This window comes from Colwellia sp. BRX8-9, from assembly GCF_014077245.1.
Lineage (GTDB): Bacteria > Pseudomonadota > Gammaproteobacteria > Enterobacterales > Alteromonadaceae > Colwellia_A.
This window is the reverse complement of record NZ_JACGVN010000011.1, coordinates 66,384-91,298: the sequence shown is the minus strand read 5'-3', so window position 1 is coordinate 91,298 and position 24,915 is coordinate 66,384. Positions and strand designations below refer to the sequence as shown.

Below are 24,915 nucleotides of genomic sequence, written 5' to 3'. Positions count from 1 at the left end.
TAGAGGGAGTTATTGCTTTTTAAAACTAGTATTGTGATGCCAGTCGTTTTATTTTGAAAGCTACCGGCATCACAGGGTATTTATTCTATTTGCTGATATTTTTAAATATTATTACTCATTAAGATCAAAAGCTTTCTTGAAAAACTTTACAGCCTTGTGACGAGATTTAACTGCAAGTTTCTTATTCGGCTTTAAGGTAACTGTGCCGCCTTGTCCTAAATGTGCAAAAGGATCTTCAACGATTAATGTCGGTTCAAGTCTGTCCCATGCGTGGTAAGCTTTTTTATATACATTAAGGCCAGTTAACTCTTTATCTATATCAGGCAAATTATTCACCATGTTTGAACAGGTGTCAGGTAAGTCGTAATCGTCATATTGCCCGGTTTGAATCAATACCGGTGCACCGGTGAGTTTTTCAAATTCAAAACCAGGAACATTATTGTATACCCAACAAACAGGGTAATGCGCAACATGGGCAGCATATCTAAGAGAGCTACCCGTCATACCCATATATTGTTCAGTAGCGGTGAGCATAGATAAAACTCCACCCCAAGAAAACCCAATAATACCTATTTTAGATGAGTCTATGTCGGATCTTGACGCTAAATAATGTAATGCAGCAATAGCATCGGGTAAGGTTTCTTGTGGACTGGCTGGTCTGTCGGTTCCTCCGGCCAAGTTGCGAGCGCCCCAAAGATCAAGTTCAATGGTTACGATCCCATTGTTATTAAGAGATTTTGCGTAAAAATCACCTGTACTATCTATACCACTTGAGCTATGCATAATGACTACTGCAGGCATCTTTGATGCGTTATCTGTTCGTGGAATTCTTAATTTTGCTGATACTAGCCAGCTATTTTCAAGTGTTTGAACGGGAATACTTACGTAATTAATGATTGGAAGCTGGTGTTTCTCAATTTTAATTTTTGCAGAAACGGGAAGTGAACATAAGAGTACAGATACAATAAAGCCTAATATTTTAAACATAATAAATTCCTTTTATTTAGAGAGTTTTTTTATCAAATAACAATACACACGATAAAAGCATTTGTCATATATATTTATACGTAAGTGTGATTATTTATATTTCATATAAAAAGATGTCTTAATGCTTTAGTATCATATGTAAGTATTTAATCCAGCAAAAAGATACAGGAAGTTTAATGAAATTTTTAAAGTCGATAATATGTATAAGTGTTGTTATGGTTTTATCTGCATGTTCTGACAATGAGTCGGCACAAACCTATATTACCAAAGCAGAGAGCTCAATTTTAGAAAAGCAAAACAACGCGGCAATTATTTCATTAAAAAATGCCCTTAAAATTGATGGTGAAAATGCACATGCGCGATTCTTACTAGGCAGGTTATATTTAAACGATGGTGATGCCGAAAACGCGGTGAAGGAGTTAGAACGTGCTAATAAGTTAAAATATGACTTTGATAAAGTTCTCCCTTTACTCGCTCGTGCCTATATATTGACAGAATCTGATGACGATGTTTTAGCGCTTGAAATACACGAAAAGTCTTTATCAATGCCAAATACTCAATACCTCGCCTATAAAACTTTAGCATCATTGAGATCTGGAAAAAATGAGCTTGCCCAGGCAATAGTTGATGAAGCTCTTTCTCTATTTGGATCAGATGGCTACAGCCAGTTAGCGAATGCCTATTTAGCCTTCTCAACAGAAAATATTGATCATGCAAGTTCACTTGTGAAGCAAATTTTAACGACAACGCCAAACAATGCTGATGCTCTTATGTTACAAGGTCAGATTGCGACGGTTGAAAATAACTATGCTTTAGCTGTTGATAGCTTTAAGCAATATCAAATATTACAACCTAACTCAGGTAAAGTGCAATTTTTTATCGCTGATTCACTCATCAAAAATGGCCAATATGATGAGGCTGAAGCCATTGCCGATGTTATTTTAGCAAGAATTCCGACTCAACCTTTTTTACAATATATTAAGGCGATGGCGCGTTTTGAAAATAAAGATTACAAAACGGCAAACGTTCTTGCTAATCAATCATTAAGTTCAGGGTTTAATTCTTTTAGTTTGAAATTAGTTGCCGGGGCAAGTGCTTTTTATTTGCAAAACTATGAGCAAAGCCATCTTCATCTGAAAGATTTGATCTCATATTTACCCGCAGAGCATCCGGTCAAAAGAATGCTTGCGTTAAGTCAATTACAGTTAGGTTTGATTGATGATATTAGCGAAACACTAAATGGTTACGACTCAAAGAATAAAGAAAACGCACAGTTTTTATCTACATTAAGTTATGGGTTATTAGAAGTAGGCGCTTACGAAAAAGCACAAGAAATGGCTAATTATGCCTCTAGTGCAGAGGATATGACGGCTGAAGAAGTTGCAAGAGCCGGTATTTTAAAACTAATGATGAACGATCCTTCTGGCATTGAAAAATTAGAATTAGCTTTACAGCAAGACCCTGAATTGATTTCAGCAGAGCTTGCACTGGCCTTTGCTTCAATTCAGTCTGGAAACTTGGCTAGAGCTACTAAAATTGCAGACAAGTGGTTGGAGTTATACCCAAATAAAGCAGGGGGACATAATCTACAAGCGAGAATCTTATTCAAAAATAATAAATTTGAGGAAGGAAAAGCGGCATTAGAGAAAAGCTTAGCATTAGAGCCTAATAATGTGTACGCATTAACTGAAATTGTAAAGTTGGCTGCTTATCAAAAAGATACCAAACAAGCTACGTTATTGACAGAGCAGGCACTTAAAGCACATCCGAATAATATTGAAGTACTTCGCCTATACTTTGAGTTTCATAAAAATGAAGAAGGCTTAGAGGTGATTGCTCAGGCTCAAAAAAGTAATGCCGATAATGTTAAACATGGAATGCTATTAGCCGAAGCTCTTATACAGTTAGATCAATTTAGGCAAGCTAGTACGATATTGAATGGTTATCAATTAAGTGGAAGAACCCCAAAACGTTATTGGCAGTTAGTACTTATGGCTAATGCTAAACAGCCAGATGCTAAAGATGTCTATTCAATTTTAGATAAGTGGTTTAAGAATAATCCTTATCATATTGAACCTGCCTTTTTATTAGCAAATTATTGGACGAGCAAAAAATTTCCTGACAGAGCATTGGGTGTATTAGATGAAGCCTCTAAAAAGCATCCTAACAATCTAATGATTAATTTGGTGAAAATGCAGGTTTTATTAGATAGTGGTGGAATAGCGGATGCGAAAGATTTGTTTAAATCATTAGAAAAATTTGATGTTAATGAAGATTTAAAAGCAGGAATAGAAGGTAGGATTTTCTTACTGGAAAGAAATTTTATTGATGCAATACCTAAACTTGAGCAGCAGTATAAGGCCAGGCCTACTAGTAATAATGCGACGTTTTTAGCTTTTGCTTTGGAAGGAAATAATCAAAAATCGCAAGCTATTGAGCTGTTAGAGCAGTTTTCTGATAAGGAAAACATAGAAAATAAAATTGATCCTCGCGTTAGCCTGAGTTTAGCAAATATGTATTTAGCTGAACATAAAGACAAAGCTATTATTGAATATGAACGACTTATTAAAGCTAGCCCAAAAAACATTGTGGCATTGAATAATTTATCATGGCTGTATATGGAAGACAAAAAACATTCACAGGCCCTGAAATATTCGAAACAAGCCTATGCTATTAATTCGACAATACCGAATGTCGTTGATACTTACGCTCAGGTCTTATTAAAGTTAGATAATAAAGTCGAAGCATTAGCAAAAGCAAAAGAAGCTTATGACTTGTCTAAAGGGAAAGATACTGATATTGCTTTAAACTATGTAGAAACGTTATTAGCAAATAATAATAGAGTAGAAGCCCAACGTATATTGAGCGAAATAACGGTGGTATCAGCGGAGCAAATAGAGAAAAAAAGGAAATTGTCTGAATAGTTGAAGGTTTGTTGTATTAGTAGCGAAAAGAAAAGACGTACATTTTATTTTCGCTACTTTTATCAGTATTTTCTCTGATGATATTATGAACAGTGAATATTCGACATAGTTAATTAAAACTGGCTACGGATATCTTTTTGTATTTCTTTATACAAGCTCTTAAAGCCACTTGTTAGGTTTTCTAAAAATATTTCAGCATTAATATAATAAGGAGCGCGTAAGCCATGATATTCAATGGGCTCACCAATTTGTACAAATTTAATGCCAACAAACTTCATACTACGGGCTAAACGTGGCTCCATCATTACATAGGCATGTTTTATACCTGTATCGATAGCTAAAGTGCCAGCAACCATATATAAACCAATCGCAATAAATGGGAAGCAGCGCAGTTCTGATTCAGAATATGAACTTTCACTAATGGCACCAATGGCAGAACCCTTAAAACGATCTGATTTACGACGTCTGAAGTCAGCTTTTACGGCCAAGCGAGAAATCTCACCAATTTCTTCACGTTTGAATCTTTTAGGATCGTAGTCTTTGTTTTGAATCGCGTCATAACAAAACTTTTCAATCGGTAACAATTCATCTTCATTGCTTGAGCGAACTATACGTACGCAACTGGTGTAATTATTGGTTGGTTTGTGCTGAATTAAAGCAAAAATAGAGTGAGAATCAAAATCATCCATTTCCATACCATTATCTTTTTGATTTTCGAAGGCTAATTCTTCACAGTAAACATTGTGACGAATTTTAAATACTTCGTTGCGTAGGCTGTCAGTAGAAGCGTATTGTGGCTTGAGAAACTTGGTAAAATGCTCAGCAATATTTCCGGCATCATGATTGACCTTAAACGACGCCACTTTTTTTGCGACATCGCCAATGATAGGGGAATTTAATATTAATTTGCTTAGACTCATTTTCTCATCCATTTGTCTTCATGTTATTTCGTGATAGAAGTCATTGCGTCACGAGACATACTATTAATATAACCTAATACCGGAGAAATATTACTATTAACTGTTAAAATTTTTATTTTTTTCCCAGTTTTATCGGTAATACTTCCTCTGCTGTTTTAAAGCCAATATCAAATAAGCTTTGTTTTTGTTCTGTTGTCATGGAAAAGTCAACGGCAGAGTAATTGCCAATATTAACTACTACAGTATTGTGCCAGAAGGCTTCATTAATATATTCGCGCGAGATTGTGGTCATAAAGGTACGAATAAGCAGGGTTACGTACTTATAAATTGGGAAAAAACCTTTTATATTAACTTCATTATTTTCATGCTCACCCTTAAGGCGAAAACATAGTACCGGTGTTCCATCTTTTGCCCAGTCTCGATGGAGGGCGTCTTCAGATAAAATACTGCCGTCAACCATGACATGTTCGCCAAAAGTCTTGAAACTAAATATTAAGGGAATAGACATCGAGAATCTTACCGCCAGCGATACTTTTACATCAGGGGTGAGCTCTTTGTTGAAAATAACGGGGGTACCTTTAGCGACATCTGTGGCAACAATATGTAAGTTATAATCAAGCTCGGCAAATGTTTTTCCACTGAGTAGGCCATCCATCCATTGTTCAAAACGGTCACCTGAACTTAAGCCGCCGTTGCGAATTAATTTTAATAATGAAAATTCTCGGAACTTGTTATAATTAGTATTTAACGCGATATCTTTAATTTCAGCAGGGCTTAAGCCAGCTGCAAATAAGCTGCTAACAATACTGCCACCCGAAACTCCTACTAAGTGATTGAAGTCGATGTCATAAGCTTGTAGCGCATGTAAGATGCCAACGTGTGCAGGCAGTCTTGTGCCGCCACCTGCGAAGATAGGAACGACTGTTTTTTTTGTCATATTGTTAAACGACCTTAAGAAATAGCTACCTACAGGGATATAACATATTGTTATGATTATTTTAATTATGAGTAATCATAGCTGTTTTTGCGAGTAAAACGCAGTAAACTTATTGACGATAAATAAAATTTATAATGAATGGAGGGTTTAAGATGCGTTATTTGAAAATAATATTAAGTGTTTATATAGTTTTTTATACCAGCTCAGTACTGGCCGATTTAGCAGATACCGTTGAAAAAATAAAACCGTCAGTAGTGGGTATTGGTGTTCATACACCATCGGGTCGCCAGCAAAATAGTTTGAACGGCAGTGGCTTTGTTATCGGTAATGGCCGCTATGTGGTCACCAACTTTCACGTTTTACCCAAAGAACTTGATGCAAATATTCTTCAACAGATGGCGGTGTTTACTGGCTCTGGGAAAGCGGCGAAAGTGCGAACCGCTGATATTGTTGCTAGTTCGCAGTTGCACGATATCGCCGTACTAAAAATCCATGGCGCGCCACTGCCCGCGATGCAACTTGCAAATAAAGAATTTAGTCGAGAGGGTAGCTATGTTGCATTTACAGGCTTTCCTATTGGCGCTGTTTTAGGCCTATACCCTGTGACCCACCGCGGTATTATTGCCAGTATTACACCAACGATAATCCCGGTGGATAATGCTCAGCAAATAAGTATTAAAATGTTGAAGATGTTACGTAATCCTTATTTAGTTTATCAACTTGATGCTACCGCTTACCCTGGCAATAGTGGCAGTGCTTTATATGATGTTGATTCAGGAGAAGTGATTGGTATTATTAATAAGGTTTTTGTGCAGGAGTCAAAGGAAGCGGTTATTACTAATCCTAGTGGCATAACATACGCGATTCCGGTTAAATATTTATTAGCCTTACTAAAAAAAGATAACATTGATTATCTTGGTTCTAATCAGTAATTTTTAGTCTTCAGTTATGACAGTCAGGTCTTGCAGGATTTTGGGTGAGTCTATTAAGGATGAAACGGGCACTAAGTCAATATCAAGGGCTGCGAGTAACGGTATTAAACGATTGAGTGCTGCGATCGTTTCAGGGTGAGGGTGCGCAATAGCCACCACTGATTTATATTGCTGGGCGTGCTCTATAAGCTGCATAAATTGCTGATCAATATAGTCAGTGGTTAATTCGTTATCTAAAAATATTTGTCGGTGGGTTGTTGGAACACCTACCTGAAGGGCGATATGTTCTGCTTTGGTTTTGTTGGTAGTAACACTGTCGACAAAAATTAAATCTCGCTCTTTTAAAAAGCGCATGGTCCACATCATTGGATTATAAAGTTTAGTTAGTTTACTCCCCATGTGGTTGTTGATGCCAATAGCAAAAGGTATCTCAGCGAAAGCAAGTGCTAACTGATGGCGGATTGACTCTTCATTCATTTTAACGGTTAGTGCGCCAGGTCCTAGCTTTTTACCATTTTCTGCTTCCATTGGGATATGCAAAATAATTTCGTTATTTTTATGATAGCCTTCTAAAGCCAGCCTTTTACCATAAGGCGTATGGGGGAGAATAGCGAAGGTTATTGCGCCGGGTAAGGTTAGCACGGCAGCATCACTTTTTCGGTAACCAATATCGTCAATAATAATGGCAACTTGTGCGTTTTTAGCGGTTGCTAAAGGCGTTATACTTAGTAACGTCAATAAAATAATTAGTTGTGGGAATAAAGGCAAAAGAACTCTTAATTTGGAAAACATCATTATTGACCGAGATTATCAGTAGAAAAAGTTAAAATCGAGGAGAAGTTAACTTTTTATCTTCATTTAAACCAAGCTTTAGGGTTAACTGCTTGACCATCGCTGGGTATTTCGAAATAATTACAGCGGATTGACTGTTTTTATTAGCAGAAAAAATAAGACTCAGTAGGCGCTATATTTTTACTTTATTTAAACCAAGCTTTAGGGTTTACTGCTTGGCCATCGCTGCGTATTTCGAAATATAATCCAGATTGACTCTGCCCACCACTTTGTCCAACAAGTGCTATCGGTTCACCTGTTTCTACTCGGTCTCCTACTGACTTTAATAACGCTTGGTTATAGCCATATAGGCTCATATAGCCGGCGCCATGATCTAACACTGTGACTAAACCATAACCTTTTAACCAATCTGAAAACAATACCGTACCGTTATGAATGGCTTTAACTTGTTTACCAACAGGAGCGGCTAACAAAATACCTTTCCATTTTAAGTAACCTTGTTTACGAGAGCCAAAACTGTGGCTAATTTTGCCTTTAACCGGCCAAGAAAGTTTTCTTTTCAATTTTTTTAGGCCAACTAACTCTGCACTTTGCTGTGCTAATGCTGCGATTCGTTGTAATGCCACCACTAAATTTTGTTCTTCTGCCACTAATTGAGCTAACAGCTGTTTGCTACCAAGCAGCTCTTTATTTAATGCGCGAATGGTGTTTTTTCGTTCTTGCTTAGTGTTTTGAAATACGATTTTTTGTTCGGCTTGTTGTTGTTTTATAAGGTTTAACTTTTTAGCTTGCTCTTGGTGTTGTGTTGTTACGGCGAGCAAATCACTTAAGACAATCTGAAATTGGTCAATTTCTTTGATGCGAGCATCGTTCAAATATTTATAATAAGTAACGGTACGTTCTACGCTAGCAGGGCTTTGTTGGTTAAGTAATAATTTAATATAGTCGTGATGTCCCGATGTATAGGCGGCTCTTAATTGTTGGGCTAACACTTTTTCTTGCTGTTGTTTCTTGTGCGTTAAGGTTATTTTTTCTTGCGCGAGTTCTTTTAATGTTTGCTGAGTATCTTGAAAATCATCTTGGGTTTTAATCATCGCCTTTACTATTTTAGCGATTGAAATATCGTCATTTCTTAATTGATTTTCTAAAGATGAGCGTTTATTACTCGTTTGTTTAATCGATTTTTCTTGCTCAACTATTTGCTGCTGAACTTTCGACAATGCTTGATTGGTTTTATTGGTTGTATCACCATTATCCGACGACTGTGCAGTGGCGTTCACCGACATCAATACGCAGCTAAGGCTGAGTATTGATGCAAATAAAGATATTTTTTTCACGGTAAATTTCATTTTAATAATAATTTTCTTAAATAAACTTCATTAACGAATGACCGGTCATTTGCTTGGGTTGCTCTATATCCATCAGCTGTAATATTGTTGGCGCAATATCGCTCAATGCGCCATTTTCTGCTGGTTGAGCGGGTCGGCCAATATAAATTAGCGGCACAGGTTCACAGGTATGCGCGGTGTGTGCTTGCCCTGAATTGTTATCAACCATTTGTTCAGCATTGCCATGGTCAGCGGTAATTAAACACTCACCTCCTGCTTTTTCTAAGGCGGCAACAACACGACCAATACTGCTATCAACCGCTTCACAAGCGGCTACGGCAGCATCAAACTTTCCAGTATGACCCACCATATCACCATTTGGATAATTACAAACGATAAAGTCGTGTTCACCGCTTTCAATGGCGGCGACTAATTTATCAGTGAGTAACGCTGAATTCATTTCTGGTTGTAAATCGTAAGTGGCAACTTGTGGCGAAGGGACTAAAATACGCTGTTCGCCAACAAATTCACTTTCTTTACCACCGCTGAAGAAGAAGGTAACGTGCGCATATTTTTCTGTTTCTGAAATACGTAATTGCGTTTTGTTATTTTTCTCTAACCATTCACCCAGTACGTTCTCAAGTGCTACTTTAGGAAAAGCGATATTGGCTTTTATGTCACCGGCATATTCAGTGAGCATGACAAAGTCAGCAATAGCAGGGCACTTCTTACGCTTAAAGCCAGAAAAGTCTTGTTCAGTGAAGCAGCGGGTAAATTGACGGGCACGGTCGGCTCTAAAATTCATAAAAATTAAGGAGTCACCATCATCAATTTCTATGGCTTGGTTGTTCTCGTCTACAATCGCTGAAGCGGCAACAAACTCGTCATTTTCATCACGGGCATAAGCGGCGGCTAATGCCTCAGTTGCGCTTGAATATTTATACTGCGCTTCACCACTAACCATTAAGTTGTAAGCTAATTCGACACGATCCCAACGTTGGTCACGGTCCATGGCATAATAACGACCAATTACCGAAGCTATCTGGCCACAGCCTAGCTGTTGGAATTTTTCTTGTGCTTTAATCAATGACGCTTCTGCGCTACGTGGTGGTGTATCGCGGCCGTCTAGAAAAGCGTGTAAGTAAATTTTACGGGCACCTTTTTCTTTAGCGAGTTCGAGCATTGAAAAAATATGATCTTCATGGCTATGAACGCCACCTGGTGATAATAAGCCAAAAATATGTACGGCTTTATCATTTTTAACGGCTTGGTCAACCGCATCATTAAGTGCTTTGTTGCTGTTAAATTCTTTATCTTTTATCGATTTGGTAATACGAGTGAAGTCTTGATAAACAATACGACCAGCGCCTAAATTAACGTGGCCCACTTCTGAGTTGCCCATTTGTCCGTCAGGTAAACCTACTGCCATGCCTGAGGTGCCAATTAACATATGTGGATAGCGAGCATTTAAATCGTCGAGTACCGGCGTTCTTGCATGAAAAATAGCATTAGATTCTGTAGATTCTCGGTATCCCCAACCATCTAAAATCAGTAATACGGTAGGTTTTTTATTTGGCATTTTAGTTTCCATAACGGTGAAATTAGCTAATTATTCACCAGTATACCAAGGCAAATCAAGAATTGCTTGTGTGGTATTAGACAAAACATTTCAAATGAATTGTGTGCTTTTATTCGTTATCGGTCGGTTGTATCAACAAAAAAAACCTTTTCATTGATTTAATCGCTTATCACGTAAAGTTCTTTTTGGGTTTGCTTGGTAATTCTGTATACTATCGTCAACTTTTTATTCAACCAATATTTATTATTTTTATGGATCAATTAATTATTTTTGCTGGTAATCATCCAGCACTAAGCGCTGCTTGGGCAGTTATTGTCGTTCTTATTATTGTGACGACTATTCGTATTCAAATGTCTCCTATTAAGCAAATATCTACACAGGAACTTACTTTTTTAGTAAACCGTGAAGAAGGTGTAGTAGTTGATATTCGTACCGAAAAAGAATTTAAAGCGAGTCGTATCATAGATTCGAAAAATTTAGTGAAAGAGAAAGTATCAAATAATGATTTTGCTACCCTTGAAAACTATAAAGATAAACCCATCATAGTTGTGTGTACCGCAGGAATTACTGCTACCCCGGTTGCTAATCAATTACTTAAAGCAGGCTTTACTAAAGTAAGTTTGTTAAAGGGTGGTATGAATTCTTGGGTTAATGCCGGTTTACCACTGGTTAAAAAATAATAGCTAATAACTAATAAAGGTTTGATATGACAGTTGATATTTATACTAAAGTAACTTGTTTTTACTGTATGCGAGCAAAAGCTTTACTCGAAGAGAAACAAGTAAGCTTTAATGAAATTAAAATCGACAATAATGCAGAATTGCGCAATGCCATGATCAAGCGTAGTGGCGGTGTAACCGTGCCACAAATCTTTATTGGTGATCATTATGTCGGGGGCTGCGATGAACTATTCGCACTTCACGCCGCTAATAAATTAGATGAACTTTTAGCAAGAGATTAAAAGTCATCATTATATAAAATAATAAATACAATAGGAAAAAACTATGTCTGATGAGAACACCAATAACGCTGATGCGCCAGAAGCCGCTACTGAACAAGCCGCACCACAATTTGCTATTCAACGTATTTATACAAAAGATATCTCTTTTGAAACGCCAAATTCTCCTGCTATTTTCCAAAAAGATTGGAAGCCTGAAATTCAATTAGATTTAGATACTAAATCAAATAAATTGGCTGAAGATACTTATGAAGTTGTTCTTTCAGTAACCGTTACCGCGACTGTTGAAGGGCAAACGGCCTTTTTAGCTGAAGTCCAACAAGCTGGTATCTTTTCTATTGGTAATTTACCTGAAGCACAACTTGCTCATACTATTGGTGCATTCTGCCCAACAACATTATTTCCGTATGCACGTGAGTCAGTGGCGAATTTAGTGAGTCGTGGTTCATTCCCACAAATTAATTTAGCACCAGTAAACTTTGAAGCACTATTTGCTTCATATGTTCAACAACGTGCCGCACAAGCACAAACTGAACAGATGCCTGCGAGCAGTGAAACTCACTAATTAACGGTTTTTCTTCAAAATCGGCTAGTAGTAACAATAAAATGGAAGTGATGATATGTCGAAATTAACGGCAAAAATCACGGTTTTGGGGGCAGGGTCTTATGGCTCTGCCCTTGCTATTTGTCTCGCTCGAAATGGTCACAAAACCGTATTATGGGGACGAGATCCTCAACATATTGCGCAAATGCAAGCGTCTCACTCAAATGAGAAATATTTACCGGGTAGTGAGTTTCCACCCTCACTAACAACGACTAACGATCTTGAAAGTGCTGTTCAAGCGAGTGAAAACATTTTAGTGGTTGTACCGAGTCATGCCTTCGGTGAAATGCTCAGCCAAATTAAACCTTACTTATTACCAAAGGCTAAAATAGCTTGGGCGACTAAAGGTTTAGATCATAAAACTGGTCGATTACTGCAAGATGTTGCCCGTGATATTCTGGGGGATGATATTTCATTGGCCGTGCTTTCTGGGCCAACCTTTGCAAAAGAGATGGCGGCTGGCTTACCAACGGCTATTTCATTATCGTCAACTGATGATGATTTTGTCACTGAAATTTCTGATCTATTACATTGTGGCAAAACCTTTCGGGTTTACGCAAATAAAGACTTTATTGGTGTACAACTTGGTGGTGCGGTTAAAAATGTTATCGCTATCGGTGCTGGCATCGCCGACGGTATTGGCTTTGGTGCCAATGCTCGTACTGCGTTAATTACCCGTGGTTTAGTTGAAATGACACGTTTAGGCTGTGCACTTAATGCCGAGGCAAGTACTTTTATGGGGATGGCTGGATTAGGTGATTTAGTCTTAACTTGTACTGATAATCAATCACGCAACCGTCGATTTGGCTTAGCACTTGGCAGCGGCGTTGATGTTGAAAAAGCGATGGCTGATATTGGCCAAGTTGTTGAAGGTTATCGTAATACCAAAGAAGTTTATATGTTAGCACAACGTATGGGTGTAGAAATGCCGATAGTCGAGCAAGTCTATCAGGTACTTTATTGCGGCAAATCAGCAAAGCTAGCCGCTGCTGATTTACTGTCCCGCGACCGTACTGTCGAATAATTTTACACTTTGTTTGGCTCCGTTTATCTTTACTATTGTAAATTTAAACTGAGCCTTCAAAGCCCATTTGTCGCCAAGCTTCAAAAATAAGCACTGCGGTGGCATTCGATAAATTCATACTCCGGCTGTCTTTTAGCATGGGGATACGAATTTTATCTTCATCGGGTATTTGCTGTCTTACTTCTTCTGGCAAACCACTGGTCTCTGAGCCAAAAAGTAAATAGTCCCCAGGTTTAAAGGCAATATCACCATAGTAATTGGTTGTTTTAGTGGTTACCGCTAAAACTCGCTCAGGTTGTTCACTTTCGATAAAAGCTTGGTAATCTTTATGGCGCTTAATGGCTGCAAACTCATGGTAATCTAAACCTGCTCGGCGAAGCTTTTTATCGTCTAGGTCAAAGCCAAAGGGTTCAATAAGGTGTAACCTAAAGCCTGTATTCGCACAGAGGCGGATAATATTACCGGTGTTCGGTGGAATTTGTGGCTGAAACAAAACGACGTCTAACATAAAAATGTACTTAAATTCGAAGATGATAAGGTATTATACCAAACGAATTACTATATTGTACAAATTAGCGCTTAAGTAGCAAGCATGGAAAAGTAATGACTATGAGTGAAGCTTTATCAAAAAAAAATGATTACAGTTTTTGGGTAAGAGTAGCTGCTTTCGCTGCTACTGGAACGGCCTTATTACTTTTTCTTTTGAAACTATATGCTTGGGTGGTAACAGATGCTAGCTCAATGCTGGCTTCAGCCACCGATTCGATGTTGGATTTATTTGCTTCGTTGATGAATGTGGTTATTCTTCATTATGCTTTGGCACCCGCCGATGAAAAACACAAATTTGGTCACGGTAAAGCCGAGAGTTTAGCGGGTTTAGTACAAGCCGCTTTTGTGACCGGTTCTGCCTTGTTATTGATCTTTCATGGCTTTGACCGAATTATTCACCCCAAACTGGTTGTTAAAACAGAAATAGGCATAGTGGTGACGATTATAGCTATCGTGATGACACTGTTATTAGTGGTGTTGCAACGTTTTGTGATTGCCAAAACCCGTTCTGTTGCCATTAGTGCCGATGCCTTGCATTACCAGTCAGATTTATTATTAAACCTTGGCGTATTAGCGGCGTTGATTTTAAGCAGTGGCTACTCTCTATATGCAGATGGCATCTTTACTTGTCTTGTTGGAGTGTTGCTATTGAGTGGCGCTTTAAAAATTATTTACTTAAGTGTGCACAACTTAATGGATCATGAACTGAGTGAAGAAGAGCAGACTGAAATTACCGCTATTGTCATTGCTCATGATTCGACCTTAGGTGTTCATGACTTGAGAACCCGACAATCAGGCCCGCAGCGCTTTATTCAATTTCATTTAGAGCTCGATGACCGACTGTCTTTACTGGAAGCTCACGATATTGGTGAAGCGATAGAAAAAGAAATTGAAGCGAAATTCTCGCCTTGCGAAGTGTTTATTCATCATGATCCCACTTCAGTGGTAGCCATTAAAACGGTTAATGTAGACCAAGAACCGCAATAGAAATAACATTAAGTTGAATGTGTATCAAACCACTGCAGTGCTTTTTTTAAGGCGGGGCTGCGGTACTGGTCTTGCTCAAACATAAGCTCGTGCCGCGCATTGTCGACAGTGAAAGGTTTGCCTTCAGGGCAAGACTGTTGGTGGTATTGGTGCAATTGCTGGCAGAAAGTGTTTTGCGCTTTATTACAAACGATCGTGTCGTTACCTGCCTGCATGACTAAGATAGGTGTAGTCAATTTAGCTAAATCTGCAAAAATATTTTTCTTAGCGATAATGGCTTCTTTGAGCCAATGAGTGGTGACGCCGCCCAATTTTATTTCTTTATTTTTCTGATAAAGTTCCACAAAAACTTGGTAGCGAACAGTCGATTGACTAAGCTCATTTTCAGCAAAAGGTGTGTCGTTAAAGGCCGTTTGTCCAATAAAATAATTAGCTTCAGCAGCTAAGCAAACGTTAAAAAAATCACCTAAATAAATAATCCCTTTGGCAAGCCAGTTAGCGATATTGCCGTAGTTAACTGCAATCATTGGCGAGGTTAACACCGCAGATTTTGCTGACAGTGGGTATAACTGCATCATGCGCACAGCAATGGCTCCCCCCATCGAATGTGCTAATAAATGGGGTTTTTTAGCGGGCGTTTTACTGGCATTATTTGTGGCACTTTCTATAACAACCTCATCAATAAATTTTTTAAGATCTTCGGCGTAGTCATCAAATTTTTTTACATAGCCTTTTTGGCTATCATTCAACAAACGTTGTGACAAACCTTGACCACGGTGGTCGACGATAAATATATTATAACCTTGCTGATATAAGTCAAAGGCGAGCTCTTGATACTTTAGATAGCTTTCAGACCGTCCGGTAACCAATACAAGGTTTTCTTGGTTTTTGGAGTCAGTAAAGGTTGCGTAATTTATTCTTATTTTATCGACGCCACTAAAAGATGAAAAATAACCTTGTTGCCAAAACTGTTTTATTTCAGTTGATAAGCGAGCACTAAGCTCACTTTCTTTGCCATAGTCATTACTATTGATTTTCGCTAAAGCCATGTTGTTTAATCCTAAGGTCGCATGACATTAGCGGTGATAACTCACTTATGCTCATCAGTTTTATGTCAGTGTTGTGCTTATTGGCAAAGTAATGGTTACAGATAAGCCACCAGAGTCGTTGTTTTTAGCACTAATTTCACCATTATGTGCTAATACTGCTTGCTGCGCTATCGCTAAGCCTAAGCCGGTGCCACCCGTGTTTCTATCTCGGGCTTCATCGACACGATAAAAAGGCTGAAAAAGTTTTTCGATGGTACCTTGAGGAACGCCATTACCGCTATCGCTAATGATAATCTTGATACTGTCTTGTTGATTGAGAATAACACTCGCCATAGAAATGACCACTTCACTGTGCTTTGGGCTATATTTAATGGCATTAATAATGACATTACTAAAAGCACTGCTTAATAAATTTTGATCTCCGGGTAGATCCAAAGAGAAAAAGTGCTTCATAGTAATTAAGATATGTTTTTCGTCAGCAAGGTACTGGCAGTCTTGACAGATATCGGCTAATAATTCATCAAGATGAACGGTTTGCAAATTAATTTTTTGAAAGGTGTTTTCTAATCGAGAAAGAGAAAGCACATCGCTTATCATTTCATTTAAACGGCTAACTTCTAGTTCACAGCGCGCGAGATGCTTTTTTTGCAGCTCGGGTTTGTTAATCGCTTGCTGAGCTAGGCCAACCGCAAGTTGTAAGCGAGTCATCGGCGAACGAAGCTCATGGGAAACATCGGCTAATAAACGCTGATTAGCGGTTAGATTTAATGATAACTTGTCGGCCATAGTATTAAAGCTGGTGGCAAGTGAACCCAGTTCGTCTTTTCTTTTATTGGCATGTTCGATACGGGCATCAAGCTGACCGTTACCAATATCGGTTGCCGCACGTCGTATTGCCAATATTGGCTTAATTAATGTTCGTGCTAATAACCAGGCTAATAGAGCACTGACCGCAATGGGGATGGCAAGTTTCAACCAATTGGGCAGTTGCATAATAAAGGAATCAAAATGTCGAGACTGACCTTTAATGGCTAAATATAGTTCGACGGGTTGATTATCTAAAATGATATTTTTAGGGCCGGTAATACGAGATCTCGGAAATTGAATCGAGGTGATGGCTGAAAAGCGATTTTTTTCTAGGTAGCTAACCAAGTCTTTTAAAAAACGGCTACTATCGGTGGTGAGCTGACCACTATCAATATTTCTGATAATAATAGCTTCATTAGGTGATTTTCCTCGATATCGCAAAAGTCCATCGGCTGAAGTATTATTCCTTTCAATATGTTTAGCGATACGGTTCAATTTTTTGAGGTCACCATGGTGCGCAGGCAAAACAATACTGTTCTGTGCTAACTGCGCTGAGATAAATCGTGTTGCTATAATAGAGCTTAAGGCGAACAGCCAAAACCATAAAAATATCTTAAAGCCAATCGATGAAAATGACTGTCTAATTTTATTGAGCATTAGTCATTTATCCCCGTGCTCTCTCCTGTGAGGAAGATATAACCCGCGCCGCGAATGGTTTTTAATTTATCACTTGCAGAAAACTCGAGTAACTTACGACGAATATTACTGATGTGCATGTCGATACTGCGATCAAAAGCACTCAGTTTACGTTTCAAAATTTGTTCTGATATTTCATTTTTACTGACGATTTGACTGGCATTATTCATCAGCAAAGCCAATATTTGAAATTCGGTACCGGTTAATTCAACTAACTGTTGATGGCAAAAAGCCTGACGAGTGCTATGTTCAAGCCTGACCTCATTAATTTGCTGATGGCTGATAGTACTTTCATTGGACTTAACTATTTTAATACGTCGTAAAATAGCTTTAATGCGTGCCAGTAATTCACGATGCTGAAAAGGTTTCGCTAAATAGTCATCGGCGCCTAGCTCTAAGCCTAATATTCTGTCGTCGTTATCACCTTTAGCTGTTAACATTAAAATTGGCGTTTTATGCTGGCCACCTAAGGCTTTTAATACTTCAAAGCCATTTAGTTTTGGCATCATAACATCAAGTAATATCAGTGAGAATTTTTCATCATAAGCACGTGCCAGACCACTAACACCATCATGACAGGCTTCTAATTCAAATCCTTCATACGAGAGATACTCAGTTAATAACTCAGTGAGTTCTTTGTCGTCATCGATGATTAATATTTTCTGTTTGCTCATGAGGTTTTGTTATCTTTTGTTAGTGTCGGTATTTGGCGTATCTTAATATTAACTTAACTGTTATTAGAAAACTGACTTTGTTGTTGCCTTTACAAAAACTTTACACTGCCTTGCGTTTCTTTGCGTTGCAAGGTTTATAGTTACCTCACTTAGATGAATGAATCGATTCACCGGGCTCGCTCAGTAATTGATTGATTAACTTATTCGATATTATTATCAATTTAACCCAGAGGTAAATCTTATGAAAAGTAAACTATCAGTTTTATTAGCAAGTGCAGTATTAACCTTATCCTTAGCAAGTACCGCAGCGTTGGCCATTAATAACGGCGATGGCGTTAACAATGACCGTCATGATGCCAAGCATACCGGTAACCATCAGCACAAATCAAAGCGTGGCATGAAAAGTGACTTTAAAAGAATGGCGAAGTATCTAGCGCTTACTGATGAACAACGTGAGCAGGCAAAGGTGATAAATAAAACGGCAAAAACAAGTGGTTTAGTATTGAAAGAGAGCATGCAAGGTTTTCATCAACAACGTAAAGCGTTACTGATGGAAGAGCACTTTAATGAACAAGCTTTTGTTGATTTACAAAGTCAATACCAAGATATTATTGCACAAAAAGCCTTAATTAAAGCAAAGAAAGAACACAGTTTTATGATGATATTAACGGAGGCACAAAAAGAAAAAATGCATTCACATCAAAAGCATCATGGGAGAAGAAAGCATCTTGCTGAGTAATCTTATTATCTAGCAATACTGAAAGAAAATATTTTAGACATGGTGCTTTCTACCGGTTGGTCATTATAACTTGCCGGGGTGAAACGCCATTTTTCTAATGATGAACGAATGGTATTACGAAAATAACTGACTCTGCCTTCACCATCGTATTGAATATCACGTACATAGCCATTTTTATCTATGGTGAATGTAACTTCTACATCTGTTTCAATACCTTTTCGCTTAGCATTGGCAGGGTATTTTGGGTATGTTGATGTCAGTAATTGCGCGGGTGCGTGTTCTGGCATGTAGTTAGTTGTCGATTCACTTGTCGAGGAAAGTACTTGCTCTATCATCTGTGAACGACGAGTTGTTGGTAGCGCTAAGTGCGAATTTATGGCTAATGGCTGCTTAGTCAAATCAGCTATTTGTGCAGCGTATGGGTTTTTTAATAATGAAGCTTTTTTGGTTGAGTCAGTGCGCTCAAAGGCTAATTCTGCTGGCGATTTACCCATAGTAACCGTTTGACTTAATGCCAATTGAGCTAAAGATTTGTTTACCTTTACTTGAGTACTAGGCTGTTCAGCTTGATTTTTTTGAACAGCCAAAGATTCAGTAAAATTACTTAAAGGTTCAGATTTAGCCTTTTTAAGCCCGACTAATTTATTGTTTACGACTGTCGCTAAGGTATCGACAGTATTCTTTTCTTGGGGATTGTTGGCATTACCCGTGTTTTTAGTACTGTCGTTGTTCTCAAAGTAAGCTTGTGCGACTACGAGCTCAGCATTTACTGGATTTTTATTGGTCTTTTTAGGAAAAAATGGCGCTATCATCTTTGCGGGTAGTTTGTTTTCTAAGGCATTACTTTCATTGCCTCGGTGTAATAATTGCTGCGCCAAAGAAGGTAACGCTATTTCATCGCCACTATCTGTGTATGTTTTGAAGTCATCATCGGCGCTGCGGTATAAAGGAATGGTATCAGTGCCTATATCTAAGCTAGGAATTTGGATGTATTTTTTACTGCCCACAGCAATAATTGAGAAAATAATGACGATAGACGCTAACCATTTTCCTGAGTGAGTGGTTGTTGAGCAGTGTTGGTCGTGGTCAACTAAACGCAGAACGCGTTGCTTTAAATCACCACCCGATGCCGCCATTGCCATAGCGGGAATAGAATGATGACGGTGGCTGTCACATATTGAAGCGGTATCTGCCAGAGTGTGCGCATAAGCAACAGGGTTACCACAATGCTGCACAGCAATATCATCACTACAATATTCACGCTCATTACGCATTTGCTTTGACACCCAACGCACAGCGGGGTGGAAGAATAAAAAGATTTCTACCAAGGTCTGAATGAAGTTAACTAGATAGTCATGTCGACGAATATGTGCCAGTTCGTGCAATATCAACATATCAAGTTGTGCGGGTGTTAAACCTGTCAACATAGTAACGGGAACAAGTACTATCGGCTTTAACCAACCTATTGCCATAGGCACATCATTTTTAAGCGAGATTAAAAGTCGAGGTGAACAGGTTAATTTTACTTGTTCAACTAAGTGCTGAAATCTGGCTTCAAGTTCAGCATTTGCCGGCGAGGTGCCTATTTTGGGTAGTTGATTAACATTATATAATTCGATGAACAGCTTTAGCGCTAAGGCAAAGCTTATTGTTACCCATGTTAATGATAAATAGGGTAAGAATTCAACCGCATTGGAGTACCAAACAGCAGTATTTTGGGCGTCATTATTTATGATATCGCCCAGCAAGATGCTGTTATTTAATAAAGGGCCAAATTGTGGAAAGTCAGCTTGAGAGATAATATAGAAAGTGAAAAAAGGCAGTAATAAATTAGCTACCATAGCCAATGACGCCATCGCATAACGCCATTGTGGTTTTTTATAAGAAGTAAAGGTTAATGCCAACTTTAGCGCAAGCGCAACGAAAATCCCTTGCCAAAGAAAATGGATAAGGGTTAACGATAAATTGTATAAAAATGGACTACTCATTAAATTAATCTGACATTATCCTTCCATGTTATAGCACTTTTTAGATTGTACTATAACAAGTGTAGCAGTTTTTACTTTTCTAGCTCATTAAGTAATTGACGAATGTCGGCAATTTCTTCTTTACTGGTTGATTCATCTAAAGCTCGCATCACTAATTTTGACGTTGAGCCACCAAAAGCCTTTGAAGCTAGGTCTTTTAATAATGAAGATTGTGTAAAGGTTTCACTATTTGATGGTGCATAGACATGGGCACGATTACTTTCGTCTCGAATGACCAAGGTTTTTTCATGCATAATTTGTAAAATCTTCAAAACAGTGGTGTAACCTGTCTTTTGCGTTTTACTGACAACATCATGTACCTGACGAACTGTTGCTGGACCAACTTTCCAGAGAACATTAAGCAAAGTTAACTCTGCTTCTGTAGGCTTGATATTTGTATTATCTCGAGCCATCTAAAATCCTTAATACTATGAATAATTATAAGTTATATACGAATGCAATCGTATCTTGTGTTGATAAAATGAGCAACACCTTTTGTTGTTAGTGGCTTTGTTTTAAAATATCACTATGATAACAAAGGTTTTTAAATTGAATTTATTTTTGATTTGCTCAAGGTTTAATGTAGTACGAGCGAGGTAGTTAGTAAAAATGGTAGCGATTTTTCGTGTGATATTAATTAAATGTTGACCGGTGATTTTCGATGGTGTTTGGCTGAGCGCCGTGATTACAGGGGGCAGTGAACTTATCGATAATCGAGAAAGACTTATTGCCCTGATTGCTGGTCGTACTGAACGTCAAGCTCCATAACATTTACCAAAATCTAGCAAAAAGCCAATAGCGTATTTCAGGAAATTCACTACTGACTCTTTAATGAACAAGGACTTTATGGTTAATCAGCGTTAACAATATTGGCGTAGAGTTCACCTAAACGGGTCACTGTACCTGGATGAGCATCAACATCAAACTCGATCATGCCAGGACCAAACGTTGACACTACCGTAGAGCCAAGTTTAAAACGTCCCATTTCATCACCTTTTTCAAAAGTGATCGCATCAGCGCCGTCAGCCGGGTAACTTTCTCTGAAAATTCCTTTGGCTCTAGGTGAAGTAATCGTACCTGCCCAAGTTGTTTCTATACTGGCAACTATGGTTGCGCCAACAAGGACCATAGCTAAAGGTCCTGATTTTGTATCAAAGATAGCGACAACACGTTCGTTACGAGAAAATAAGTTAGGCACGTTATTAGCGGTTAATGGGTTAACAGAAAATAAATCACCGGGTACAAAGATCATTTCGCGTAATGTTGCTGCCATCGGCATATGAATACGATGATAATCTTTTGGTGCTAAATAAATACAAGAAAACTTTCCGCCTTGAAAAGGCTTTGCGGTGTTATATGAACCACCCAGCAAGGTTTCCAATGAATAATCAAAACCTTTTGCTTGTATTAAACGTCCGTCTTCAATATCGCCTTGCTGACTAATAGCACCGTCAACGGGATAGCAGAGGGTTGTTTCATTGTTATCAATAGGGCGCGCACCATCTTCAAGTTCGCGGGTAAAAAAATCGTTGAAGGTGGTAAAGTCTTCGGCATTCTTAAGCTTTGCTTCTGACATATTAATGCCGTAATGCTTGATAAATGCTTCAATGGCTTTCGTGGTTACTCGGCCACATTCTGCAGCGGCAAATTTTCCAGCTAAACGCGAAATCAAATGTTTAGGCATAATGTATTGAAGGGTGATTTTTAATTTATTTAAAAGCACTGAATTTCCTTTATATTATTAATATTAATTTAGTCGTTAAAACGAGAGGTTAATTTATTATCGCCTAAACTGGCTAAAATTCGTTGAAAGCTCGCTAAACGTTTTGGATGTATTTTCATTTCTTCACCGGCGGCTATTAATGCACAACCAGGATCATTTTGGTGTTTACAATCTCTAAATCGGCAACCACCCAAGTAATCTTCAAATTCAATAAAGCCACCATAAACTTCTGCTGGCGTTAAATGCCATAAGCCAAACTCTCGAATACCGGGTGAATCAATTAAATCACCACCTTGTTCAAAATGGTATAAGCGAGCAACTGTTGTTGTGTGTTGACCTAGACCAGAGTTCTCAGAAACTATTTTTGTCATTAAACCCAGTTCAGGCATCAAGGTGTTAGTAAGTGTTGACTTACCCACGCCAGATTGACCTACAAAGATACTGGTATGTTCGCTAAGTTGTTTCTTAAGCTCTTCTATACCGTGTTGAGATTCATTACTGACATAAATTACCTGATAACCAATCTCACGATAAATATCGAGATGTTGCTCAATTTCAGCTTTACTGGCTTTATCAAGTAAATCAGTTTTATTGAGTAAGATAACGGGTGTGATACCTGTTTGCTCTGCAGCCACTAAATACCGGTCGATAATATCAGGGTTAAAGGCAGGTAACACCGAAGAGACAATTAATATTTGTGTGATATTTGCCGCTATGGGTTTTACGCCGTCATAAACATCTGGACGACTTAATACTGACGTTCGCTCATGAACCGCTTCAATGACTCCTGAAATACTGTGTTGTGTTTCTTTGCCTCTGCGCCATAAAACTTTATCACCACAGACCAAAGATTTAACGCCGCGGCGTATATTACAACGTATGCAATCACCATTTTCTGCTTCTACATCGGCATGCTGGCCAAAGCGACTGAGAATAGTCCCGTTTTCAGGCTCTCCCAACTCAGTATCTTGCCATTGCACTTGCTCTGGTTTATTACGCAGTTTTTTAGCTTGATTATCTTTAATGCGCCTTGTCTGACCTTTAGTCAGTTTTTTTAGCTTAGACATGGAGTTTTATCATGATAATTATGGAGTTTCACTCGTCTTTTAAAAGGGTAATGCGACAAAAAGTTTTAATCACAGTTCATTGTCACGTATTATACTGACTAAATCACCATTCATCTAATATACTTGTAATAGTAATATCAGTCTCACTTAGTTTGTTACCTTGCTGTGGCGAAGAAAACAAATGAAGATAAGGCGCTTGATTGAATAATCGTGAGCTATTGCGATTAAGAGCAACTTAGCCTTGGCGTACTTTAGGGGGCACAAGTGGGTGATAATTTAATGGTATTGGTATCAGTAAAACAGTTGGCATTTTAAGGAAGCGGCATGACAGGTAACGAGACAAATTTAATTTGGTTAGATTTAGAAATGACAGGCCTAGAACCCAATACAGATGTGATTTTAGAGATTGCCAGCATAGTGACTGACAGTCAGTTAAATATTTTAGCTGAAGGACCTGTTTTTGCTATTCACCAAAGTGATGAGGTGTTAGACAATATGAGTCAGTGGTGTATCGAACACCATGGTCAATCAGGCTTAACTACACGTTGTCGTGAAAGTGTTAGTACGCTAGTCGATGCTACCGAGGCGACGATTAAGTTTGTTGAACAATATGTGCCAAAAGGTAAATCACCGATGTGTGGTAATAGCATTGGGCAGGACAGACGCTTTATTAATAAATATATGCCTGATTTTGAAGATTACTTTCATTACCGGAATATAGACGTTAGCACGGTTAAAGAATTAGCGCGTCGCTGGAAACCTGAAGTGTTAGATAAAGTGGTGAAAACGGGCGCTCATTTAGCGCTTGATGATATTTTAGAGTCAATTGCTGAAATGAAAGTTTATCAAGAACACTTCTTTAAACTATAACGCTCAGCAATAATGTATAAATCAAAGCGCTTAGGGCGCTTTTTTTATGCACGCTTTTATCTGCGCGTTTTTAACTGGACACTCACTATAAGTTTGCCACGCGCTTTTATCTGGACACTCACTATAAGTTTGCCACGGGGTAAAAAAACTTGAAGGTCAGACCAGTTTGCGCGACACTTAATTAAAATTAACAGCAGGCAAATAAATTATGGCGAACAAATTTGGAAAAATAATCAGTAAAGTTAATAGAATGCCGCGCTTTATGCGCTCTTTTTTACTGACTAAAATTTTCTGTTCGACAGTAAAGTATGCTGGTACTTCATCAATAAAGTTGATTTCTGTTTCTCATACCAAAGCGGTATTATCGTTAGAAAACAAAAAGAAAGTACAAAACCATATTGGTGGTGTTCATGCCATTGCTGCGGCATTATTGGCAGAGTCGGCGACGGGTATCGTTTTTGGGATGAATGTTCCCGACACTTGTGTACCGCTATTGAAAAGTATGACATTTCATTTTCAAAGACGAATGCAGGGAAATTTGTCTGCGGTAGCTGTATTAAGTCTCGCTGACATAGAACAAATAGAAAATGCGGATAAAGGCAGTTTGATGGTCAGTGTCGAGATTACTGATGAATCTGATCAACAGCCTATTGTTTGTGAAATGGAGTGGGCTTGGGTAACCAAAAGACGTTAAGTTTGAGAAGATAAAAAGAACCTGTAAACGCGCTGATTGATTTGACCT

Annotated in this window: 24 protein-coding genes; 10 read left to right on the top strand and 14 right to left on the bottom strand. The window is 38.3% G+C overall.

Features of this window, described 5'->3' with window-relative positions; all coding sequences use genetic code 11:
* Positions 1-111: 111 nt before the first annotated feature.
* Positions 112-987 (bottom strand): dienelactone hydrolase family protein, encoded by an 876-nt coding sequence (locus tag H4J70_RS11175; RefSeq protein WP_182251131.1) that lies wholly within the window; start codon positions 985-987, stop codon positions 112-114.
* A gap of 176 nt (positions 988-1,163) precedes the next feature.
* On the opposite strand from H4J70_RS11175, the gene prsT reads away from it, so the two are divergent.
* Positions 1,164-3,911, top strand: a complete 2,748-nt coding sequence (gene prsT, locus H4J70_RS11170) for an XrtA/PEP-CTERM system TPR-repeat protein PrsT (protein ID WP_182251130.1) — start codon at positions 1,164-1,166, stop codon at positions 3,909-3,911.
* A gap of 113 nt (positions 3,912-4,024) precedes the next feature.
* Here prsT and H4J70_RS11165 read toward each other — a convergent pair whose 3' ends face one another.
* Together H4J70_RS11165 and H4J70_RS11160 are read right to left on the bottom strand one after the other, a co-directional pair.
* Positions 4,025-4,831: a PEP-CTERM/exosortase system-associated acyltransferase gene (locus H4J70_RS11165; RefSeq protein ID WP_182251129.1), complete on the bottom strand. Its 807-nt coding sequence runs from the start codon at positions 4,829-4,831 to the stop codon at positions 4,025-4,027.
* Positions 4,832-4,943: 112 nt separating this feature from the next.
* The gene (locus H4J70_RS11160; protein ID WP_182230706.1) at positions 4,944-5,768 is read right to left on the bottom strand and encodes a patatin-like phospholipase family protein; all 825 of its coding nucleotides are present in this window, start codon (positions 5,766-5,768) and stop codon (positions 4,944-4,946) included.
* Between the two features lie 152 nt (positions 5,769-5,920).
* Between H4J70_RS11160 and H4J70_RS11155 the strand changes: the two genes are divergently transcribed.
* Positions 5,921-6,700 carry a serine protease gene (locus tag H4J70_RS11155; protein ID WP_182251128.1) on the top strand — a complete coding sequence of 260 codons (780 nt, stop codon included), beginning with the start codon at positions 5,921-5,923 and terminating at the stop codon, positions 6,698-6,700.
* A 3-nt stretch (positions 6,701-6,703) separates the two neighbouring features.
* Here the strand turns inward: H4J70_RS11155 and H4J70_RS11150 are convergent, their stop codons facing one another.
* From H4J70_RS11150 to gpmI, 3 genes are all read right to left on the bottom strand, one after another.
* A complete protein-coding gene (locus H4J70_RS11150; protein WP_259364996.1) occupies positions 6,704-7,468 on the bottom strand; it encodes a divergent polysaccharide deacetylase family protein in 765 nt (254 codons plus the stop codon).
* A gap of 209 nt (positions 7,469-7,677) precedes the next feature.
* Complete coding sequence (locus H4J70_RS11145) at positions 7,678-8,829, bottom strand: peptidoglycan DD-metalloendopeptidase family protein (RefSeq protein WP_182230704.1); 1,152 nt, start codon at positions 8,827-8,829, stop codon at positions 7,678-7,680.
* A 28-nt stretch (positions 8,830-8,857) separates the two neighbouring features.
* Positions 8,858-10,399, bottom strand: coding sequence for a 2,3-bisphosphoglycerate-independent phosphoglycerate mutase (gpmI, locus tag H4J70_RS11140; RefSeq protein ID WP_182230703.1), 1,542 nt, complete (start codon positions 10,397-10,399; stop codon positions 8,858-8,860).
* A gap of 251 nt (positions 10,400-10,650) precedes the next feature.
* Between gpmI and H4J70_RS11135 the strand changes: the two genes are divergently transcribed.
* From H4J70_RS11135 to gpsA, 4 genes are read left to right on the top strand one after another with little or no spacing between them, the layout of a single operon-like run.
* Positions 10,651-11,079 carry a rhodanese-like domain-containing protein gene (locus tag H4J70_RS11135; RefSeq protein ID WP_182221512.1) on the top strand — a complete coding sequence of 143 codons (429 nt, stop codon included), beginning with the start codon at positions 10,651-10,653 and terminating at the stop codon, positions 11,077-11,079.
* A gap of 26 nt (positions 11,080-11,105) precedes the next feature.
* Complete coding sequence (gene grxC, locus H4J70_RS11130) at positions 11,106-11,360, top strand: glutaredoxin 3 (RefSeq protein ID WP_182251127.1); 255 nt, start codon at positions 11,106-11,108, stop codon at positions 11,358-11,360.
* Positions 11,361-11,403: 43 nt separating this feature from the next.
* Positions 11,404-11,922 carry a protein-export chaperone SecB gene (gene secB / locus H4J70_RS11125; RefSeq protein WP_182216040.1) on the top strand — a complete coding sequence of 173 codons (519 nt, stop codon included), beginning with the start codon at positions 11,404-11,406 and terminating at the stop codon, positions 11,920-11,922.
* Between the two features lie 55 nt (positions 11,923-11,977).
* Positions 11,978-12,985: an NAD(P)H-dependent glycerol-3-phosphate dehydrogenase gene (gpsA, locus tag H4J70_RS11120; RefSeq protein WP_182216042.1), complete on the top strand. Its 1,008-nt coding sequence runs from the start codon at positions 11,978-11,980 to the stop codon at positions 12,983-12,985.
* Positions 12,986-13,028: 43 nt separating this feature from the next.
* Here gpsA and trmL read toward each other — a convergent pair whose 3' ends face one another.
* A complete protein-coding gene (gene trmL / locus H4J70_RS11115) occupies positions 13,029-13,493 on the bottom strand; it encodes a tRNA (uridine(34)/cytosine(34)/5-carboxymethylaminomethyluridine(34)-2'-O)-methyltransferase TrmL (protein ID WP_070375112.1) in 465 nt (154 codons plus the stop codon).
* A gap of 95 nt (positions 13,494-13,588) precedes the next feature.
* On the opposite strand from trmL, the gene H4J70_RS11110 reads away from it, so the two are divergent.
* The gene (locus H4J70_RS11110) at positions 13,589-14,521 is read left to right on the top strand and encodes a cation diffusion facilitator family transporter (protein WP_259368044.1); all 933 of its coding nucleotides are present in this window, start codon (positions 13,589-13,591) and stop codon (positions 14,519-14,521) included.
* 8 nt (positions 14,522-14,529) lie between these two features.
* Here the strand turns inward: H4J70_RS11110 and H4J70_RS11105 are convergent, their stop codons facing one another.
* From H4J70_RS11105 to H4J70_RS11095, 3 genes are read right to left on the bottom strand one after another with little or no spacing between them, the layout of a single operon-like run.
* Positions 14,530-15,570, bottom strand: coding sequence for an alpha/beta fold hydrolase (locus tag H4J70_RS11105; RefSeq protein WP_182251126.1), 1,041 nt, complete (start codon positions 15,568-15,570; stop codon positions 14,530-14,532).
* A 60-nt stretch (positions 15,571-15,630) separates the two neighbouring features.
* A complete protein-coding gene (locus H4J70_RS11100; RefSeq protein WP_182216046.1) occupies positions 15,631-17,034 on the bottom strand; it encodes an ATP-binding protein in 1,404 nt (467 codons plus the stop codon).
* Positions 17,034-17,747: a response regulator transcription factor gene (locus tag H4J70_RS11095; RefSeq protein WP_182216048.1), complete on the bottom strand. Its 714-nt coding sequence runs from the start codon at positions 17,745-17,747 to the stop codon at positions 17,034-17,036. The genes H4J70_RS11100 and H4J70_RS11095 overlap by 1 nt, the downstream gene beginning before the upstream one ends.
* Before the next feature lie 241 nt (positions 17,748-17,988).
* On the opposite strand from H4J70_RS11095, the gene H4J70_RS11090 reads away from it, so the two are divergent.
* Positions 17,989-18,486, top strand: a complete 498-nt coding sequence (locus H4J70_RS11090) for a Spy/CpxP family protein refolding chaperone (protein WP_182251125.1) — start codon at positions 17,989-17,991, stop codon at positions 18,484-18,486.
* Between the two features lie 5 nt (positions 18,487-18,491).
* On the opposite strand, the gene H4J70_RS11085 is transcribed toward H4J70_RS11090, so the two are convergent.
* The 4 genes from H4J70_RS11085 to rsgA form a co-directional block, all read right to left on the bottom strand.
* The gene (locus H4J70_RS11085; RefSeq protein ID WP_182251124.1) at positions 18,492-20,474 is read right to left on the bottom strand and encodes a M56 family metallopeptidase; all 1,983 of its coding nucleotides are present in this window, start codon (positions 20,472-20,474) and stop codon (positions 18,492-18,494) included.
* A gap of 71 nt (positions 20,475-20,545) precedes the next feature.
* On the bottom strand, positions 20,546-20,926 hold the full coding sequence (locus tag H4J70_RS11080) for a BlaI/MecI/CopY family transcriptional regulator (protein ID WP_070375106.1): 381 nt from the start codon (positions 20,924-20,926) through the stop codon (positions 20,546-20,548).
* A gap of 437 nt (positions 20,927-21,363) precedes the next feature.
* Positions 21,364-22,197 carry an archaetidylserine decarboxylase gene (gene asd / locus H4J70_RS11075; RefSeq protein ID WP_182216110.1) on the bottom strand — a complete coding sequence of 278 codons (834 nt, stop codon included), beginning with the start codon at positions 22,195-22,197 and terminating at the stop codon, positions 21,364-21,366.
* Positions 22,198-22,265: 68 nt separating this feature from the next.
* Positions 22,266-23,303: a small ribosomal subunit biogenesis GTPase RsgA gene (gene rsgA / locus H4J70_RS11070; RefSeq protein ID WP_182216054.1), complete on the bottom strand. Its 1,038-nt coding sequence runs from the start codon at positions 23,301-23,303 to the stop codon at positions 22,266-22,268.
* Between the two features lie 324 nt (positions 23,304-23,627).
* Here rsgA and orn point away from each other — a divergent pair, with 324 nt between their 5' ends.
* Positions 23,628-24,173 (top strand): oligoribonuclease, encoded by a 546-nt coding sequence (gene orn, locus H4J70_RS11065; protein ID WP_182251123.1) that lies wholly within the window; start codon positions 23,628-23,630, stop codon positions 24,171-24,173.
* Between the two features lie 208 nt (positions 24,174-24,381).
* The gene (locus H4J70_RS11060; RefSeq protein WP_070375103.1) at positions 24,382-24,867 is read left to right on the top strand and encodes a DUF4442 domain-containing protein; all 486 of its coding nucleotides are present in this window, start codon (positions 24,382-24,384) and stop codon (positions 24,865-24,867) included.
* Positions 24,868-24,915: the final 48 nt, after the last annotated feature.

What these genes read in the sequence shown, in the direction of transcription:
- H4J70_RS11175 (WP_182251131.1), bottom strand. Translation starts at nt 987, where the DNA reads ATGTTTAAAATATTAGGCTTTATTGTATCTGTACTCTTATGTTCACTT.
- prsT (WP_182251130.1), top strand. Translation starts at nt 1,164, where the DNA reads ATGAAATTTTTAAAGTCGATAATATGTATAAGTGTTGTTATGGTTTTA.
- H4J70_RS11165 (WP_182251129.1), bottom strand. Translation starts at nt 4,831, where the DNA reads ATGAGTCTAAGCAAATTAATATTAAATTCCCCTATCATTGGCGATGTC.
- H4J70_RS11160 (WP_182230706.1), bottom strand. Translation starts at nt 5,768, where the DNA reads ATGACAAAAAAAACAGTCGTTCCTATCTTCGCAGGTGGCGGCACAAGA.
- H4J70_RS11155 (WP_182251128.1), top strand. Translation starts at nt 5,921, where the DNA reads ATGCGTTATTTGAAAATAATATTAAGTGTTTATATAGTTTTTTATACC.
- gpmI (WP_182230703.1), bottom strand. Translation starts at nt 10,399, where the DNA reads ATGCCAAATAAAAAACCTACCGTATTACTGATTTTAGATGGTTGGGGA.
- H4J70_RS11135 (WP_182221512.1), top strand. Translation starts at nt 10,651, where the DNA reads ATGGATCAATTAATTATTTTTGCTGGTAATCATCCAGCACTAAGCGCT.
- grxC (WP_182251127.1), top strand. Translation starts at nt 11,106, where the DNA reads ATGACAGTTGATATTTATACTAAAGTAACTTGTTTTTACTGTATGCGA.
- secB (WP_182216040.1), top strand. Translation starts at nt 11,404, where the DNA reads ATGTCTGATGAGAACACCAATAACGCTGATGCGCCAGAAGCCGCTACT.
- gpsA (WP_182216042.1), top strand. Translation starts at nt 11,978, where the DNA reads ATGTCGAAATTAACGGCAAAAATCACGGTTTTGGGGGCAGGGTCTTAT.
- trmL (WP_070375112.1), bottom strand. Translation starts at nt 13,493, where the DNA reads ATGTTAGACGTCGTTTTGTTTCAGCCACAAATTCCACCGAACACCGGT.
- H4J70_RS11110 (WP_259368044.1), top strand. Translation starts at nt 13,589, where the DNA reads ATGACTATGAGTGAAGCTTTATCAAAAAAAAATGATTACAGTTTTTGG.
- H4J70_RS11105 (WP_182251126.1), bottom strand. Translation starts at nt 15,570, where the DNA reads ATGGCTTTAGCGAAAATCAATAGTAATGACTATGGCAAAGAAAGTGAG.
- H4J70_RS11100 (WP_182216046.1), bottom strand. Translation starts at nt 17,034, where the DNA reads ATGCTCAATAAAATTAGACAGTCATTTTCATCGATTGGCTTTAAGATA.
- H4J70_RS11095 (WP_182216048.1), bottom strand. Translation starts at nt 17,747, where the DNA reads ATGAGCAAACAGAAAATATTAATCATCGATGACGACAAAGAACTCACT.
- H4J70_RS11090 (WP_182251125.1), top strand. Translation starts at nt 17,989, where the DNA reads ATGAAAAGTAAACTATCAGTTTTATTAGCAAGTGCAGTATTAACCTTA.
- H4J70_RS11085 (WP_182251124.1), bottom strand. Translation starts at nt 20,474, where the DNA reads ATGAGTAGTCCATTTTTATACAATTTATCGTTAACCCTTATCCATTTT.
- H4J70_RS11080 (WP_070375106.1), bottom strand. Translation starts at nt 20,926, where the DNA reads ATGGCTCGAGATAATACAAATATCAAGCCTACAGAAGCAGAGTTAACT.
- asd (WP_182216110.1), bottom strand. Translation starts at nt 22,197, where the DNA reads ATGCCTAAACATTTGATTTCGCGTTTAGCTGGAAAATTTGCCGCTGCA.
- rsgA (WP_182216054.1), bottom strand. Translation starts at nt 23,303, where the DNA reads ATGTCTAAGCTAAAAAAACTGACTAAAGGTCAGACAAGGCGCATTAAA.
- orn (WP_182251123.1), top strand. Translation starts at nt 23,628, where the DNA reads ATGACAGGTAACGAGACAAATTTAATTTGGTTAGATTTAGAAATGACA.
- H4J70_RS11060 (WP_070375103.1), top strand. Translation starts at nt 24,382, where the DNA reads ATGGCGAACAAATTTGGAAAAATAATCAGTAAAGTTAATAGAATGCCG.